The sequence below is a fragment of the Streptosporangium sp. H16 genome, from assembly GCF_051918855.1.
GTDB lineage: Bacteria > Actinomycetota > Actinomycetes > Streptosporangiales > Streptosporangiaceae > Streptosporangium.
Genome location: NZ_JBPXMD010000004.1, coordinates 96503 through 112328, shown reverse-complemented (window position 1 = coordinate 112328; position 15826 = coordinate 96503). Strand labels below are relative to the sequence as shown.

The window sequence follows — 15826 nt, the reverse complement described above, 5'->3', positions numbered from 1 at the left end:
GGCCGCTCGCGGGGTCATGCGCGACCGGGCGGCGTCCCGGGCAAGGCGCCGTCGCACGCCGGTCGCGGCGGTGCCCCCGTCCGAAGGGCCGGGGGCACCGCTCATCTCCTCCGGACGCCCCGGTGGTTCACCCGGAAGGGTGTACGGCGTCGTTCATGCGCCCTTCCCGGTGAAACGCTCAGTCGTTGACGCAGCGCAGCACCGGGCGGGTGACGAGGGCGGCGGGGTCGGGCGAGCCGGTGACGTGCAGGGTGACGCTCTCGCCGGGCAGCAGGGTGATGAGCATGTCGTCGACCGAGGAGGCCGGGTCGAGGCGGTCGGGGAACAGGGCCAGGTCGCGCAGGAGGGTGCGGGCGGTGACGGTGACGTCCAGGCCGCCGCCCTCCGCCTCGGCCACCTCGGTGTCGCAGGCGGCGGCGGGGAAGGCGACGCGGGTGTCCTCGGCGAAGAAGTGGAGCGCGCGGTGCCCGTCCAGCCGTACCGACAGCAGCTCGGACGACGGGTCTCCCGGGACGGCCACCGGGTCCGGGAGCGGCACGCTCGTCACCGAGCGGGGGGCCACGTCGACCCGGACGCTGTCCTTGGCCAGCGGTTCCCCGCTCAGGGCGAGCCGCTGGAGTTCCAGCTCGCCCGTCCAGGGTTCCGGGCCGTCGTTGACCACGGCCACGGCGCCGTCCTGGACGCTCAGGAGGCGGTCGGCGTAGACGCGGCGCAGCGCGTACCACAGCGGCTTGCGCCGGCCGCGGCCGTCGACGGCCGACCAGGAGGTGACCGGCCAGCAGTCGTTGAGCTGCCAGACGATGGTGCCGGCGCAGTAGGGGGCCAGGGCGCGGAAGCGCTCGATGCCGAAGGTGACCGCCCTGGCCTGGTTGAGCTGGGTCAGGTAGTGCCAGTCGTCGTAGGTCTCCGGGGCCGGCAGGTGCTCGCCCAGGCCGCGCAGGAGCTTGGCGTTGCCCTCGTGGGCTTTCTGGTGGTGCAGCACCAGGGGCGCGTCGGGGGTCAGCTCGCCGCTGACGGCGTCGCGCAGCGTGGCGTGGGCCGGCGGGCCCTGGAAGCCGAACTCGGCGGCGAAGCGGGGGGCGTAGGTGGCGTAGTGGGTGTAGTCCTCGCGGTTCCACACGTCCCAGATGTGGGTGGTGCCGTGGGCGGGGGCGTTGGGCGGCAGGCCGGGGTGGCCGGAGTACGGGCTGCCCGGCCAGTAGGGGCGGGTGGGATCGAGTTCGGCCACCAGGGCCGGGAACAGCCCGTGGTAGAAGCCCGCGCCCCAGGTGCGCCCGTCCAGCTCGTCCTGCCAGCCCCAGTCGGCGTGGCCTTCGAGGGCCTCGTTGTTGCCGCACCACAGCGCCAGGGAGGGGCGCCAGGACAGCCGGGCGAGGTTCTCGCGGACCTCGGCCTCGACCTCGGTGGCGAAGGGTTCCTCCTCGGGGTAGGCGGCGCAGGCGAAGGGGAGGTCCTGCCAGACGAGCAGGCCGAGCTCGTCGGCCAGGTCGTAGAAGTCCTCGCTCTCGTACAGGCCGCCGCCCCAGACGCGCAGCAGGTTGACGTTCGCGTCCAGGGCCTGGCCGAAGCGTTCGGCCAGGCGTTCGCGGGTGACGCGGGCCGGGAAGCAGTCGTCGGGGATCCAGTTGACGCCGCGCACGAACACCGGCACGTCGTTGACGACCACGGTGAAGCCCTCGCCGGTCTGGTCCAGGCGCACGTCGCGGAAGCCGATCCGCCGCGTCCAGGTGTCCCCCCGCGCCTCGCTGCCCTGTCCGGACAGGTCCACGGTGAGCTCGTAGCGGTCCTGCGCGCCGTGGCCGCGCGGCCACCACCGCCGGGGCTCGGGCACCCGTACCTCCAGGACGGCCTCGCGCTCGCCGGGGGCCAGCACCGTCTCCGCCACCGCCCCGGCCACCTTCGCGGTCACGGTGAGGGGCTCATCGGTGGCGCGCTCGACCGTGACGTGCGCCTCGACCCGCCCGCCGGATCCGTCGGTGCTCACCAGCGGCCGCACCGACGCCAGCCTGGCCCCGCTCCAGCCGTCCAGGCCGATGGGCCGCCAGATGCCGGAGGTGACCACCGCCGGGCCCCAGTCCCAGCCGAAGTTGCAGGCCATCTTGCGGATGAATTGGTAGGGCGCCTCGTAGCTGCCGGGCCGGTCGCCCAACTCGGCCCGCTGCGCCTCGGCGTACTCCACCGGGGAGGCGAAGCGCACCCGCAGCGTGTTCTCGCCCTCGCGAAGCAGCTCCCGTACGGGAAAGCGGTAGGAGCGGTGCTGGTTGGCCGTGCTCGCGACCCGGACGCCGTTGAGCTCGACCGTGGCGACCGTGTCGAGGCCCTCGCAGACCAGGTCGGTGCGGTCGTGCCCGTCGGCGTGCCAGACGAAGACCGTCTCGTAGTCCCAGCCGGAGCGGCCTATCCAGGTCAGCCGGTTCTCGTTGTCGTCCAGGTACGGGTCCTCGATGAGCCCGGCGGCCAGCAGGTCGGTGTGCACGCACCCCGGCACCGTGGCCGGGACGCGGGAGATGTCCCCGCCCACCTGGTGAAGGGTCCAGCCGTCGTGTAGCGCCCTCAATTCACACTCCCCATGGATGCGGTGTCGCCCCGCCGGACGAGATGACCCGGTTCGGCCTCCACCAGTGTGGAGGGTCCTTCCCGCACGTCTTCGGCGGGGGCGGCGGGCTCGCCGTCCCACCGGGCGGTGAGCCTGGGCACCGACGACAGCAGCCTGGCCGTGTACGGGTGGAGGGGGTTGCCGAACACCATGCCGGTGGGACCGGACTCGACCACCTGCCCCCGGTACAGGACCACGGCCCGCTCGCTGATGTAGTTGCCCAGCGACAGGTCGTGGGTGACGAACAGCACCCCGAGGCCGCGCGACTTCAGGTCGGCGAGCAGGTTGAGGACGTCGATCCTGGTGGACGCGTCGAGCATGCTGGTGATCTCGTCGGCGACGAGGTACCTGAGGTCGAGCAGGAGCGCCCTGGCGATCAGCAGGCGCTGCAGCTGGCCGCCGCTGAGCTGGTGCGGGTAGCGGCCCAGGATCTGCCCGGGGTCGAGGCCGACGTCCTTGAGCGACGCGTCGATCCTGCCGTCCCACTCGGAGGCGGCGACGCCGGGGAAGTACTCGTCCTTGATCATCTGCAGCACCCGGTCGGCCTTGAAGATCGGGTTGTAGCAGCTGAACGGGTCCTGGAACACGCCCTGCACGTGCCGGTAGTACGCCTTGCCCGGCCTGGCGGGGGCGCCGTCGAGGGTGATCACGCCCTTCGTCGGGCGGATCAGCCCGAGGACGGTCTTGCCGAGGGTCGTCTTGCCGCTGCCGCTCTCGCCGATGAGGGAGACCACCTCCCCCGGTGCCAGGTCCAGGCTCACGTCGTCGACGGCGGTGAGGGTCGCGGTGCCGAAGGCACCCACCCTGTAGGTCTTGGTGACCCCTTCGAGTCTCAGCATCGTCCGAAATCCTTCGGGTCAGGCCTTCCAGCAGGCGACGTGGTGGCCGGGGGCGACCTCGACCGGCGGAGGGTCCTCCGCGCATCTTTCGAAGGCGAGCGGGCAGCGGTCCCTGAACCGGCAGCCGGAGGGCGGGTCGAGCAGCGAGGGAGGCCTCCCGGGAATGCCCGACAGCCTGCGCTCGGCGTGGCGGACGCCGACCTCGGGCAGCGAGGAGATCAGCATCCGCGTGTACGGATGGCGCGGCTCGTTGACGATCACCCCCGCCGGAGCCTTCTCGGCCAGCCTCCCCGCGTACATGACCATGATCGTGTCGGCGATCTGGTAGGTCAGCGAGATGTCGTGGGTGATGAAGATCATGCTGCGCACGAAACCCCGGTCCCTGAACTCCACCAGGGTCCTGGCCACGGCCTTCTGGGTCGACACGTCGAGCGCGGAGGTGATCTCGTCGGCGATGAGCAGGGACGGGTCGAGCAGGGTGGAGACGACCATGACCATCCGCTGCTTCATCCCGCCCGACAGCTCGATCGGGTAGCGGTCCAGGACGTCGCGGGGCAGCTCGACCAGGTCGAGACGACGTTCCAGCTCGGTGACGTCGAGGCGCTCGCCCCGGGAGGCGAGCAGCTCGGCGACCATCCGGCCGATCTTCCTGGTGGGGTTCAGCGCGCTCATGGAGTACTGCGGGATGAGGGAGACCCGGCTGAACCGGAAGGGGTTCATCCGGCGGTCGTCGCCGATCGGCAGCTCCTCGCCGTCCAGCTCGGCACCGCCCCCGGCCAGCCGCATCCGGCCGTCCATCCTGATGAGGCTCTTGCCGAGGGTCGTCTTGCCGCAGCCGGACTCGCCCGCCAGGCCGAGGATCTCGCCGTCGCCGACGTCGAAGCTGACGCCGTCGAGCGCCCGCACCTCGCCGCGCAGGGTCCGGTAGTGGACCCGCAGGTCGTTCACGCGCAGAGTCATTCACAGCTCCCGCAGTTTCGGGTTGAACACCTCGTCGAGGCCGACGTTCATCACGTAGAGGGCGCCGACGATGGCGGTGATCCCGGCCCCCGGCGGGACGAACCACCACCACATGCCCAGGTGGAGGGCGCTCCAGCGGGCCGCGTTGTTGAGCATCAGGCCGAGCGAGACGCCCTCGCTGGGGCCGAGGCCGATGAAGTCGAGCGAGGCGGCGATCAGGACCGACCCGCCGAACAGCAGGATGAAGGTCATGAAGAGGTACGAGCTCATGTTGGGCGCGATCTCCCTGGCGATGATCTTCCAGGTGCGCACCCCGCTGAGCCTGGCCAGGTCCACGAAGTCGCGCGAGCGCAGCGAGAACGTCTGGGCCCTGATGGCCCTGGCCGCCCAGGGCCAGGAGGTGAGCCCGATGAAGAGCGCCTGCACGCCGACGCTGCGGACCCCGAGGTAGGCATTGACGATCAGCAGCACCGCGAGCGCGGGCAGGACCAGGACGATGTTGGTGAGCATGTTCAGCACCTCGTCGACCAGCCCGCCCCGGTACCCGGCGGTGAAGCCGACCGTCATGCCGATGATCGCGGCCAGCCCGCCGCCGAGCACCCCCACCTGGAAGGTGAGACTCAGGCCGTAGACGAACTGGGCGAAGATGTCCTGGCCGAACATGGTGGTGCCGAACCAGTGCTCCGCCGAGGGCGGCGAGGCGGGGGTGGCGACGTAGGCGTTGGGGTCGCCTCCGGCGATCACGGGAGCGGCGACGGCCAGGACGAGCAGCGGGACCAGCACGGCCAGCCCCGCCAGCAGCTTCCCGTTGCGCATCGCGAAGTACAGTCCCTCGCGGCGCCTCGCGGGCACGGCCGTCACGGCGGCCTTCCCCTCCGGGCGCGGGTCCGCGGGCACGGCGGTCACGCGGCCTCCCCTCCCATCCCGGTCCTGGTACGCGGATCGACCAGGACGTAGACGATGTCGATGATGAAGTTGGCGATCAGCACGCCCACGACGATGAACAGGAAGGCCCCCTGCAGCAGGAAGAAGTCCTGGTTCTGGATCGCCTTGAGGATCAGGTGGCCCAGCCCCGGATAGGAGAAGACGATCTCGGTGACCAGGGCTCCGGCCACGAGCACGCCGAGCTGCAGGGCCAGGCCGGTGATCTGCGGCAGGACCGCGTTCCTGAACGCGTAGCGCCGGATGAGCCGCTGCGAGGCCCCGAGCGAGGACAGGTAGGTGGAGTAGTCGGCCTCCAGCTCGTAGATGATCATGTTGCGCATGCCGATCGCCCAGCCGCCGAACGCGACGAGGAAGAGCGAGACGAACGGCAGGAACCAGTGCAGCGCCAGGTCCCCGAGGAACTCCCACGACCAGTTGGGCCGCATGGAGAAGCTGTAGCCGCCGGAGACGGGGAAGATCCCCGCCACCACGCCCAGCCCCCAGGCCATCAGGATGGCCAGCCACATGTAGGGCGTGGCGGTGAGCACGTACCCGATCGGCAGGGCCGTGTTGTCCAGCCACTTCCGCCTGGCCGCGAAGGCGCCGAACCTGTTGCCCGCCCACCAGCTGAGCAGGATGGACGGGATGAGCAGCGCCAGCGTGTACGGCACCGCCCGCACGATGACGTCGGTCACCGGGGTGGGGAACAGCCAGATGCTGGTGCCCAGGTCGCCCCGGAAGAGCGCGGCCCAGAAGTTGGCGTACTGCTTCCAGAGCGGCAGGTCGAGCCCGAACAGGTTCGTGTAGTGGGCGCGCATCGCCTCCACGGCGGCGGGCTGTGACACGTTGGCCCTGGCCAGCATGCTCTGGACCGGGTCGCCGGGCATGAAGCGCGGGATCATCCAGTTGATCGTGACGGCCACGAGGAAGGTGAGCCCGTACACGAGCAGCTTCCGGCCGAAGTAGCGTCGCACGCGATCCTCCAGAATCGGCGAGATGGGCCCCTCCCCCGCGCGGCCCCGGAACGGGGCCCGGCGGGTCCGCCCGGAGTCCGGGCGGACGGTCCGGGCGGGAGTCCGGACGGGACGTCCGGGCGGCGCGCGGGGAGAGGGATGAGGATCGCGGGGTCAGCCGCCGGCGGGCTTCAGCTCGGTCAGGGTCAGCACCCCGCCCAGCTCCAGCCAGTTGCGCCACATGGTCGGCGGGGTCTTGGGGGTGCCCGCGGCCGAGGACGGCCAGTTGGTCCAGACCGCGTTGCTGGTCTGCGCCCACAGGCCGTTGTACCAGAGCGGGATCACCGGCAGATCGTCCAGGTGGATCTTCTGGATCTCCGAGGCGACCTGCTTCATGCCCTCGGCGTCGTCGGCCTTCTTGCCGTCGAGCTCCTGGACGAGGTCCCAGACCTTCTTGTTCTCGTAGCGGCCGAAGTTGACGGTGTTCTGCTGCTTGTTGATCGGCAGCCGGAACATGTAGTCGTAGTACATCCAGGGGGTGTTGGACAGCTGCCGCTCGTTGTTGAGCAGCAGGTCGAACTTGCCGGACGTGCGCTGGTCGACCAGCGCGTTGTAGTCGGGGAACTCGGGGGTGAGGTCGATCCCGGCCGCCTTGGCGCCCTCGGCGATGACCCGGCTCGCCTCCATCCAGTCGGTCCACCCGGCCGGCACGATGACCTTCAGCGAGGCCTTGGAGCCGTCCTTGTTCTCCACGAACCCGTCGCCGTCGCCGTCCTTGTACCCGGCGTCGGCCAGCAGCTTCTTCGCCTTCTTGGTGTCGAAGGAGAAGCCCTTCTCGCTCACCACGGCCTGGTCGACGTACTTGTCCCACTGCGGCAGCAGGCCGGTCGGGCTCGCCGCCTTGACCAGGTTGCCGTAGACGCCTTCGACGATCTTCTTGGTGTCGATGGAGTTGGCGAGCGCCTTGCGGAAGGCGGGGTCGTTCATCGGCTTCTTCGTGGTGTTGGGCACCAGGAAGGCGGTGTTGGCCGAGAGCATGTAGGGCGGTTCCGGATAGTACGTCTGGACGCCGAAGTTGCCCTTGACGAGGTTGGCCACCCCGGGCAGGAAGTTGTTGCTGAGGTCCAGGCCCTTCTGCAGCAGCAGGCCCATCGCGACCTCGTTGCTGGAGTTGACGATGTCGACGACGTACTTGGGCTTGACGTCCTTGCCCAGCGCGGCGGTGGCCCACCAGCCGTCCCGCTTGACCAGGGCCATCCGGTCCTGGTCGTGGCTGTGGTAGGCGTACGGCCCGGTGCCGACCGGCTTCTCGTTGACGCCGTTCAGCACCTCCTCCTCGGAGAGACCTTCCCAGATGTGCTTGGGGACGATCGCGTTGCCGTAGACCCAGTTGGCCCACTGCTGGTAGTTGGCCTTGGAGAAGGTGAACTTGACCGTGCCCGGATCGACCGCCTCCGCCTTCTCCAGCCAGTCCCACAGGTTGGCGTAGGGGACGGTCTTCATCTTGCCGAGCTCGACCGTGAAGACGACGTCGTCGGCGGTGAAGGGCTTGCCGTCGGCCCAGGTGACCCCCTGCCGGAGCTTGAGCTCGTAGGTCTTGTCGTCCGTCCAGGTGCCGCTCTCGGCCAGCCAGGGGGTGAACTTGTCCGTCTGGGGGTCGTACAGGAACAGGGTCTCGTAGATGAGCCCCTTGGTGCCGACGGCCGAGTCCCAGGTCCGCAGCGGGTTCCAGTTGGCCGGGGGACCCCACTGGGTGCCGCTGGTGTACAGGGTCTCGTTGCGGGGGAACGCTGCGTTCGCGTCACCCGCCCCGCCCGCTCCGGCCGACGGGGCCGCTCCGCCGGAACCCTGCGGCGCCGCGCTCGGAGCGGACGGTGTGGTGGACCCGCCGGTGCACCCCGCCGCGGCCATGCAGGCCACGCAGGCCGCCGCCCCGAGGGTCGCGAACCTTCGTCGAATCCGCATCGACAGTCTCCTCTCCAGCATGGGAGCGCTCCCAACCGATTTAAACGCGACCGCATGCGCTTGCTGAACCGGATAAGTAACGCGACCGTAAAGTCAATGTGTCTGCACTGTCAATAGGCGGCTAGACCGGTTCAGCTACAATCACCGCAGTCAGGAGGGGAGCGGCCGGGGAGAGAGGATCATGAGGAGACCGACGATCTCGGACGTCGCCAGGCGGGCCGGGGTCTCGAAGGGCGCCGTCTCGTACGCCCTCAACGGGCAGCCCGGCGTCTCGGAGGGCACCCGCGCCAGGATCCTGGCGATCGCCGAGGAGATCGGCTGGCGTCCCAGCAGCGCGGCCCGCGCCCTGAACGGCGCGCGGTCCCGCACCGTCGGCCTGGCCCTGTGCCGCCCGGCCCGCACCCTCGGCATGGACCCCTTCTTCATGGAGCTCGTCAGCGGCATCGAGGGCGAGCTGTCGGCCCGCTCGTACGCGCTCATGCTGCAGGTGGTCGCCGACCACGGGCAGGAGGTCGCGGTCTACCGCCGCTGGTGGGGAGAGGGCCGCGTCGACGGCGCCATCCTGGTCGACCTGCACGTGGACGACCCCCGGATCCCCGCCTTCGAGGCGCTGGGCCTGCCGGCCGTGGTGATCGGCGATCCGTCGGGGGCGGGGTCGCTGGTCCCCGTCTGGTCCGACGTCGGCGGCGCCGTGCGCGAGACGGTGGAGTATCTCGCCGCGCTCGGCCACCGCAGGATCGCCAGGGTCGCCGGGCCGCCGCACCTGGTGCACACCGTGCTGCGCGACCGCGCCTTCGCCGAGGCCTGCGACGGCGTCGCCGAGCACGTGACCGTGCACACCGACCACACCGGCGAGGAGGGCGCCCGCGCCACCCGGCGCCTGCTCAGCTCCCCCGCCCGGCCCACCGCGATCGTCTACGACAACGACATCATGGCCGTCGCCGGGCTGTCGGCCGCCCAGGACCTGCGCCTGGACGTCCCGCGCGACCTGTCCCTCGTCGCCTGGGACGACTCCCCGCTCTCCCGGGTCGTCCGCCCGCCGCTCACCGCGCTGAGCCGCGACATCTCCGCCTATGGCGCCCACGCCGCTCGCAGGCTCCTCTCCCTCGTCGCCGGGGAGGAGGCCGGCCCGTACCAGGACGAGGCCGCCCGCCTCACCCCCAGGGGCAGCACCGCTCCCCCGCCCCCGCCGGCCGGGTCCCTGCCAGGGGGCTGACCGGCAGTACCTCGTCACGGCCCCGTCATGGCTTGGTCAGGGTGACGAGCAGCGCGGGGTGGTCGGTGTACCTCATGGAGATGACGTCGGTGCGCTCGAAGCCCATGCTCGCCGCGAAGACGTGCTGCACGTCCCCGTCCCCCTTCCTGAAGAAGGGAGCGGAGTTGCAGTTCTGGACGTTCTGCCCGAACAGCGGCGCGTACCTCATGTTGAAGTCACCGGCCAGGAAGGTCGGCCTGGTGGCGGCGCCCCGGTCGCGCAGCATGGCGATGGCGGCCTTGCACTGCGCCATGGCGACGCTCCCCGTGGTCGACAGGTGGGTGGTGCAACCGGTGAGGTCGGGGAACTCGGCGCACACGTAGACGCGCCTCTCGCTCCCGCCGTCCTGGGTGGCGTAGACGCCGGAGAAGTTCGTCGCCCCGGTGGCGCGGAAGAGCAGCCCGTTGCCGTACTCGTCCCCGTTGACGCAGCGCACCGGCGTGCCGTCGGGCCGCAGCGCCGGGGCGAACGCCTGGTGGCCGTTCCCCATCGAGGGGGCCAGCTGGGCCAGGTCGTCGCGGCAGATCTCGTTGAGCGTGACGGCCTGCGGCTGCCTGGCGCCGATGATGTCGCGCGCCTCCTGGATGACGTTGGCCCCGTTGAAACAGGAGGTGTTGACGCCGCTGTGGCAGAGGTTGAGCTGCAGGACGCGGTAACTCTGCGCGGCGGACGCCGAGGACACTAGGGACGCTGGGGACGCTGGGGACGCGGCGTGGGGAACGGCGGACGTGGCGTGGGACGCGGGGGGAACGGCGGCGACGGCCCCGGCCGTGGCCGTCAGGACGACGAGGGGAAGGCGAGCGAGAACACGGAGGCTGGACCACAAAAGGCGCATTTATCCTCTTATCTCGGAGATCCCGGACGCATCAATTGATCATGCGGGCAGCCCGGCGGAGAGTGCCCGGCCCCCAGGGCATTCGAAGCTGAACGGAAATAGCGGGATATACAGCCATAATGACGGCTGAAGCTAGATCGTCAACCACGGGATCCGGCAGCCACCGGCATCGACCCCGGTCACCGTTGTCCCACCGGCCACCGGGGAGGTCCGGTCAGGGCGACACGCCGCCGGCGAGCGGGCGCCGGGCGACGGCTCGGCGCCGGCGCGCTCGCGCGAAGCCTCGGGCAAAACCCCGGAAAGCCCCGGAGAACCTCGAAAAGCCCCGGAAAGCCGAAGGGCCGGTACGGCGGATGCCGTACCGGCCCTTCGGGGTGTCGCGGTAGGACCCTAGAGCCCTACGAGGTGATCAGCGTGATCAGCGGCCGTAGCGGCTGCCGCCACCGCGCGGGGCGGAGCCGCGGCCGTCGGCGCGGAACTCCCCGCCGCGGAAGCCGCCGCCCTGGCGCTCGCCGCGGAACGGCTCGCGCTCGCCCGCGGGACGCTCGGAGCGGTACCCGCCGCTGGCCGGGGCCGGACGGTCGGCGCGGAACGGCTCGCGCCGCTCGCCACCGCGGTAGCCACCGGTGGGACGCTCGGAGCGGAAGCCACCGCCCGCCGGGCGCTCGGAACGGTAACCGCCGCCGGCCGGGCGCTCGGAGCGGTACTGGCCGCCACCGGAGGCGCCGCCGCCGCGGTTGTCGTCACCGAAGGAACGCTCGCGGGGCTGCTGGCCCTCACCGGCGCCGTGGGCGGGACGGTCGGAGCGGAAGCGGCGCGGGCCACGCCCGCCGCCACCGTTGCCGCCGAAGCCGCCGCGGCCCTGACGCTGCTTGGCGGCCGGCGCCGAGGGCTCCCAGACCGGGATCGGCTCGCCGCTGGGCGTACGCGCTCCGGCGACCTCCTCCAGGCGCGGGTGGCCCGGGGTGGCCTTGATGCGGAACGGCTTGATGCCCGCGCGGCGGGTCATCGAGTCGGTGGAGCGGCGCTCGTTGGGGAGCACCAGCGTCATGACGGTGCCCTTCTCCCCGGCGCGGGCGGTACGGCCACCGCGGTGCAGGTAGCTCTTGTGGTCCTGGGGCGGGTCGACGTGCAGCACGAGACTGATGTTGTCGACGTGGATGCCGCGGGCCGCGACGTCCGTGCAGACCAGGACGTTGATCGTGCCTTCCTTGAACTCGGCCAGGATGCGGGTGCGCTGGTTCTGGCGCTTGCCGCCGTGCAGGCCGCCTGCCCGGATGCCGACCTGGGCGAGCTGCTTGCACAGCCGGTCGACCCCGTGCTGGGTGCGCACGAAGATAATGGTCCGGCCCTCGCGGTTGGCGATCTCGGCGGTCACCGGGAACTTGTCGTCGCGGTGCACCTCCAGCACGTGGTGCTCCATGGTGTCGACCGAGGAGGCGGCCGGGGCCATCGAGTGGGTCACCGGGTTGGTGAGGAAGCGGCGGACGAGCTTGTCGACGTCGCCGTCGAGGGTGGCGGAGAACAGCAGGCGCTGGCTGTCGGCCGGGGTCTGCTGCAGGATCGCGCTGACGACCGGGAAGAAGCCGAGGTCGCACATGTGGTCGGCCTCGTCGAGGATCGTCACCTGGACCTCGTCCAGCATGCACTCACCCTGCTGCATGAGGTCGGTCAGGCGGCCGGGGGTGGCCACGACGACCTCGACACCGCGGCGCAGCGCCTCGATCTGGCGGCCCATGGACATGCCGCCCACGACGGTCTTCATCCGCAGCGACAGGCCGCGGCCGAGCGGCTCGAGCGCGTCGGTCACCTGCATGGCGAGCTCGCGGGTCGGGACCAGGACGACGGCCAGCGGGTGGCCGGGACGGGCCTTGGCGCCGGCGATGCGGGTCATCATGGGCAGGCCGAAGGCGAGCGTCTTGCCGGAGCCGGTCTGGCCGCGGCCGAGAACGTCGTGACCGGCGAGAATGTCGGGGATCGTGGCCCGCTGGATGGGGAAGGGACTGTCGATGCCCGAACGGGAGAGACCGGTCACCAGCGGCTTCGGCAGGCCGAGGAGAGTGAACTCGGACACGCCTGCGGGGGCCTGGGAGATCTCGGTGATGTCGGCGATTTCGGGCAGAACAGCGTCAAGCATGGTCACGAAGACTCGTGCCTTTCGATAGAAGAACGGGGCACGTCACTTCTGCGAAAGGACGAGCCTGGAACGCACGGCCTGAGGCCGCGCTGGATCAACGCCCACATGGGGGCGGTAGTGCGGTGCAAGTCGAGGCGCACCGCACGGGGCGGGTCTAGCTTACCCGCACGCAGTCAAACCACGATCAAGCATACCCGGCGTTCGCAGTGCCGAGTTCGGTCGGGGCGTCCGGCATCGGCCGGCCGCTTGTCCGTCGGTTGGAGTCAACACTCCAGGCCGGGCTTTTCTTCCCGGCCTCGGAAATCCTCTCACACAATTGGGTACGGCCCGAACCCCGGGGGTGCGAGCCGTACCGGAAACCACTTCTCAGACGTTGAAACCCAGCATCCGGAGCTGCTCGCGCCCCTCGTCAGTGATCTTGTCCGGGCCCCACGGCGGCAGCCACACCCAGTTGATCTTCACGTCGGAGACCATGCCCTCCAGGGCCGAGTGCGCCTGGTCCTCGATGACGTCGGTCAGCGGGCAGGCCGCGCTGGTCAGCGTCATGTCGATGGTGGCGACCGGCAGAGCGGCGCCCTGGGTGCCCTCGCCGCCCGCAGTGCCCTCGCCGCCCTCGGTGCCCTGCTCGGCGGCGTCCAGGTGGAGCCCGTAGATCAGGCCCAGGTCGACGACGTTGATGCCGAGCTCGGGGTCCACGACGTCCTTGAGAGCCTCCATGACCTCGTCATGGGTGGTGTCCCCGTCGTACGCCGTGGTGGGGGTCTCTACAGCCTTGCTCATTTGGTGCTCCTCACGACCGCGTCCTTGTAGGCCATCCACGCCAGTAGCGCGCACTTCACCCGAGCGGGGAACTTGGCGACCCCGGCGAAGGCGACGGCGTCGCCCAGCACGTCCTCGTCCGCCTCCACCTTTCCCCTGCCCTGCATGAGCCGGGTGAACTCGTCCACGACGCCGAGGGTGTCGTCGACGGTCGAGCCGGTGGCCAGCTCGTGCAGCACGGAGGCCGCGGCCTGGCTGATGGAACAGCCCTGCCCGTCGTAGGAGACGTCCTCGACCTTGCCGCCGTCGCCCAGCTTCACGCGCATGGTGATCTCGTCACCGCACGTCGGGTTCACGTGGTGGACCTCGGCGTCGTACGGATCGCGGAGCCCCCTCCCCTGCGGGTGCTTGTAGTGCTCCAGGATCAGCTCCTGGTACATGGACTCGGCGATCATAGGGCCGTGCTCACCTTCTCGTTCGCTGCGCCGTACGCTCGCGCGTCGCCGGGCGCCGTGCGGCGGGCGTCCGCCGCCCGCCGTCCGCCCGCTCGCCGGCTCGACTGCTCGGGCATGGCTAGGCGAACACCTTCCGCACGTGGTGGAGGCCGCGGACCAGGGCGTCGATCTCGGCCGGTGTGTTGTAGAGGTAGAAGGACGCCCGCGTGGTCGCGGGAATCCCGAACCTCAGGTGGAGCGGGCGGGCGCAGTGGTGCCCCACGCGCACGGCCACCCCGAAGTTGTCATCCAGGATCTGCCCGACGTCGTGCGGGTGAATCCCCTCCAGGGTGAACGAGACCGTGCCGCCCCGGTCTTCGAGGTCCAGCGGGCCGATCACCCGCAGCCCCGGGATCTCCCCCAGGGCGTCGAGCGCGTACGCCGTGAGCTCGCGCTCGTGGCGCGTGACGGCGTCCATCCCGATCTCGGACAGGTAGTCGATCGCGGCACCGAGACCGATGGCCTCGACGATGGGCGGGGTGCCCGCCTCGAACTTGTGCGGTGCGGGCGCGTAGGTCGAGTGGTCCATCCAGACCGCCTCGATCATCTCGCCGCCGCCCAGGAACGGGGGCATCGCCTCGAGCAGCTCGCCGCGGCCCCACAGCACGCCGATCCCCGACGGGCCGAGGACCTTGTGGCCGGTGAAGGCGAGGAAGTCGACGCCCAGCGCGGCCACGTCCACCTTCCGGTGGGGCACCGACTGGGAGGCGTCGAGCATCATCAGCGCGCCGACCTCGCGGACCCTGGCGAGCACGGGAGCGACCGGGTTGACCGTGCCCAGCACGTTCGACTGGTGCGCGATCGAGACGATCTTCGTGCGCTCGTTGACGAGCTCGCCGAGGTTGGACAGGTCCAGGCGGCCGGAGTCGGTGACGGAGAACCACCGCAGCGTCGCGCCGGTGCGCTGCGCGAGCATCTGCCACGGCACGATGTTGGAGTGGTGCTCCATCTCGGAGATGACGATCTCGTCGCCCGGGCCGAGCCGGAAGCGGGGGTCGGTGCCGATGGGGTTGCCGAAGGCGTACGCCACCAGGTTGAGCGCCTCGGAGGCGTTCTTGGTGAAGACGACCTCGTCGCGGTCGGGCGCGCCGATGAAGGCGGCGACCTTGTCGCGGGCGTCCTCGTACGCCTCGGTGGACTCCGCGCCCAGCACGTGCATGGCGCGGCCGACGTTGCTGTAGTGCATCGCCATGTGCTCGCGCATCACCTCGACCACCTGGGTCGGCTTCTGCGAGGAGTTGCCCGAGTCGAGGTAGATGAGCGGCCTGCCGCCGGGAAGCTCGCGGGACAGGACCGGGAAGTCCTTCCTGATCCTCTCCACGTCAAGGCCGGTGTCCATCAGGCCGACGCCTTCGTGTAGGCCTCGTAGCCCTCCGCCTCGAGCTTCTCGGCGAGCTCGGGGCCGCCCTGCTCCACGATCCGCCCGGCGGAGAAGACATGGACGAAGTCCGGCTTCACGTAGCGCAGGATGCGGGTGTAGTGGGTGATGAGCAGCACGCCGGTCTCGCCGGAGCGGAAGCGGTTGATGCCCTCGGAGACCACGCGCAGCGCGTCGACGTCGAGGCCGGAGTCGGTCTCGTCGAGGACGGCGATCTTCGGCTTGAGGAGCTCCAGCTGGAGGATCTCGTGGCGCTTCTTCTCGCCGCCGGAGAAGCCCTCGTTGACGTTGCGCTGGGCGAAGGCCGCGTCGATGGACAGCGCGTCCATGCCGGACTTGAGGTCCTTGGCGAACTCGCGGAGCTTGGGGGCCTCGCCGCGGACGGAGGTGACGGCGGTGCGCAGGAAGTTGGAGACGCTGACGCCGGGGACCTCGACCGGGTACTGCATGGCGAGGAACAGGCCGGCGCGAGCGCGCTCGTCGACCGTGAGCTCCAGCAGGTCGACCCCGTCGAGCAGGACCTGGCCGCTGGTGATCGTGTACTTGGGGTGGCCGGCGATCGCGTACGCGAGCGTGGACTTGCCCGAGCCGTTGGGGCCCATGATGGCGTGGGTCTCGCCGGCCCGCACGGTCAGGTTGACGCCGCGCAGGATCTCCTTGTCGGCGACGGTGACGTGCAGGTCGCGGATCTCCAGGGTGGAACCCGAGGGAACTCGGCTCGTGTCAGACAC

Annotated in this window: 13 protein-coding genes; 1 reads left to right on the top strand and 12 read right to left on the bottom strand. The window is 70.5% G+C overall.

What is annotated here, in order from left to right:
• Nucleotides 1–178 precede the first annotated feature (178 nt).
• The 6 genes from ACTOQ2_RS08605 to ACTOQ2_RS08580 form a co-directional block, all read right to left on the bottom strand.
• Complete coding sequence (locus tag ACTOQ2_RS08605; RefSeq protein WP_440099153.1) at nucleotides 179–2557, bottom strand: glycosyl hydrolase 2 galactose-binding domain-containing protein; 2379 nt, start codon at nucleotides 2555–2557, stop codon at nucleotides 179–181.
• The gene (locus ACTOQ2_RS08600) at nucleotides 2554–3435 is read right to left on the bottom strand and encodes an ABC transporter ATP-binding protein (RefSeq protein WP_440066062.1); all 882 of its coding nucleotides are present in this window, start codon (nucleotides 3433–3435) and stop codon (nucleotides 2554–2556) included. Before ACTOQ2_RS08600 ends, ACTOQ2_RS08605 begins: the two co-directional genes overlap by 4 nt.
• An 18-nt stretch (nucleotides 3436–3453) precedes the next feature.
• Nucleotides 3454–4395: an ABC transporter ATP-binding protein gene (locus ACTOQ2_RS08595; RefSeq protein WP_440099152.1), complete on the bottom strand. Its 942-nt coding sequence runs from the start codon at nucleotides 4393–4395 to the stop codon at nucleotides 3454–3456.
• Complete coding sequence (locus ACTOQ2_RS08590; protein ID WP_440066060.1) at nucleotides 4396–5301, bottom strand: ABC transporter permease; 906 nt, start codon at nucleotides 5299–5301, stop codon at nucleotides 4396–4398.
• Nucleotides 5298–6293 (bottom strand): ABC transporter permease, encoded by a 996-nt coding sequence (locus ACTOQ2_RS08585; RefSeq protein ID WP_440099151.1) that lies wholly within the window; start codon nucleotides 6291–6293, stop codon nucleotides 5298–5300. Before ACTOQ2_RS08585 ends, ACTOQ2_RS08590 begins: the two co-directional genes overlap by 4 nt.
• A gap of 153 nt (nucleotides 6294–6446) precedes the next feature.
• Complete coding sequence (locus ACTOQ2_RS08580; RefSeq protein ID WP_440099150.1) at nucleotides 6447–8237, bottom strand: ABC transporter substrate-binding protein; 1791 nt, start codon at nucleotides 8235–8237, stop codon at nucleotides 6447–6449.
• A gap of 181 nt (nucleotides 8238–8418) precedes the next feature.
• On the opposite strand from ACTOQ2_RS08580, the gene ACTOQ2_RS08575 reads away from it, so the two are divergent.
• Nucleotides 8419–9453, top strand: coding sequence for a LacI family DNA-binding transcriptional regulator (locus ACTOQ2_RS08575; protein WP_440099149.1), 1035 nt, complete (start codon nucleotides 8419–8421; stop codon nucleotides 9451–9453).
• A 25-nt stretch (nucleotides 9454–9478) separates the two neighbouring features.
• Here the strand turns inward: ACTOQ2_RS08575 and ACTOQ2_RS08570 are convergent, their stop codons facing one another.
• The 6 genes from ACTOQ2_RS08570 to sufC all read right to left on the bottom strand — a co-directional run bounded on the left by ACTOQ2_RS08570 (nucleotide 9479) and on the right by sufC (nucleotide 15826).
• Nucleotides 9479–10174: a hypothetical protein gene (locus ACTOQ2_RS08570; protein WP_440099148.1), complete on the bottom strand. Its 696-nt coding sequence runs from the start codon at nucleotides 10172–10174 to the stop codon at nucleotides 9479–9481.
• A gap of 571 nt (nucleotides 10175–10745) precedes the next feature.
• Nucleotides 10746–12464 carry a DEAD/DEAH box helicase gene (locus ACTOQ2_RS08565; protein ID WP_440099147.1) on the bottom strand — a complete coding sequence of 573 codons (1719 nt, stop codon included), beginning with the start codon at nucleotides 12462–12464 and terminating at the stop codon, nucleotides 10746–10748.
• 366 nt (nucleotides 12465–12830) lie between these two features.
• The gene (locus ACTOQ2_RS08560; protein WP_440099146.1) at nucleotides 12831–13244 is read right to left on the bottom strand and encodes a metal-sulfur cluster assembly factor; all 414 of its coding nucleotides are present in this window, start codon (nucleotides 13242–13244) and stop codon (nucleotides 12831–12833) included.
• Nucleotides 13241–13678, bottom strand: a complete 438-nt coding sequence (sufU, locus tag ACTOQ2_RS08555) for a Fe-S cluster assembly sulfur transfer protein SufU (protein WP_362685821.1) — start codon at nucleotides 13676–13678, stop codon at nucleotides 13241–13243. The genes ACTOQ2_RS08560 and sufU overlap by 4 nt, the downstream gene beginning before the upstream one ends.
• Nucleotides 13679–13796: 118 nt before the next feature.
• Nucleotides 13797–15056: a cysteine desulfurase gene (locus ACTOQ2_RS08550; RefSeq protein ID WP_440099145.1), complete on the bottom strand. Its 1260-nt coding sequence runs from the start codon at nucleotides 15054–15056 to the stop codon at nucleotides 13797–13799.
• On the bottom strand, nucleotides 15056–15826 hold the full coding sequence (gene sufC / locus ACTOQ2_RS08545; RefSeq protein WP_440099144.1) for a Fe-S cluster assembly ATPase SufC: 771 nt from the start codon (nucleotides 15824–15826) through the stop codon (nucleotides 15056–15058). The genes ACTOQ2_RS08550 and sufC overlap by 1 nt, the downstream gene beginning before the upstream one ends.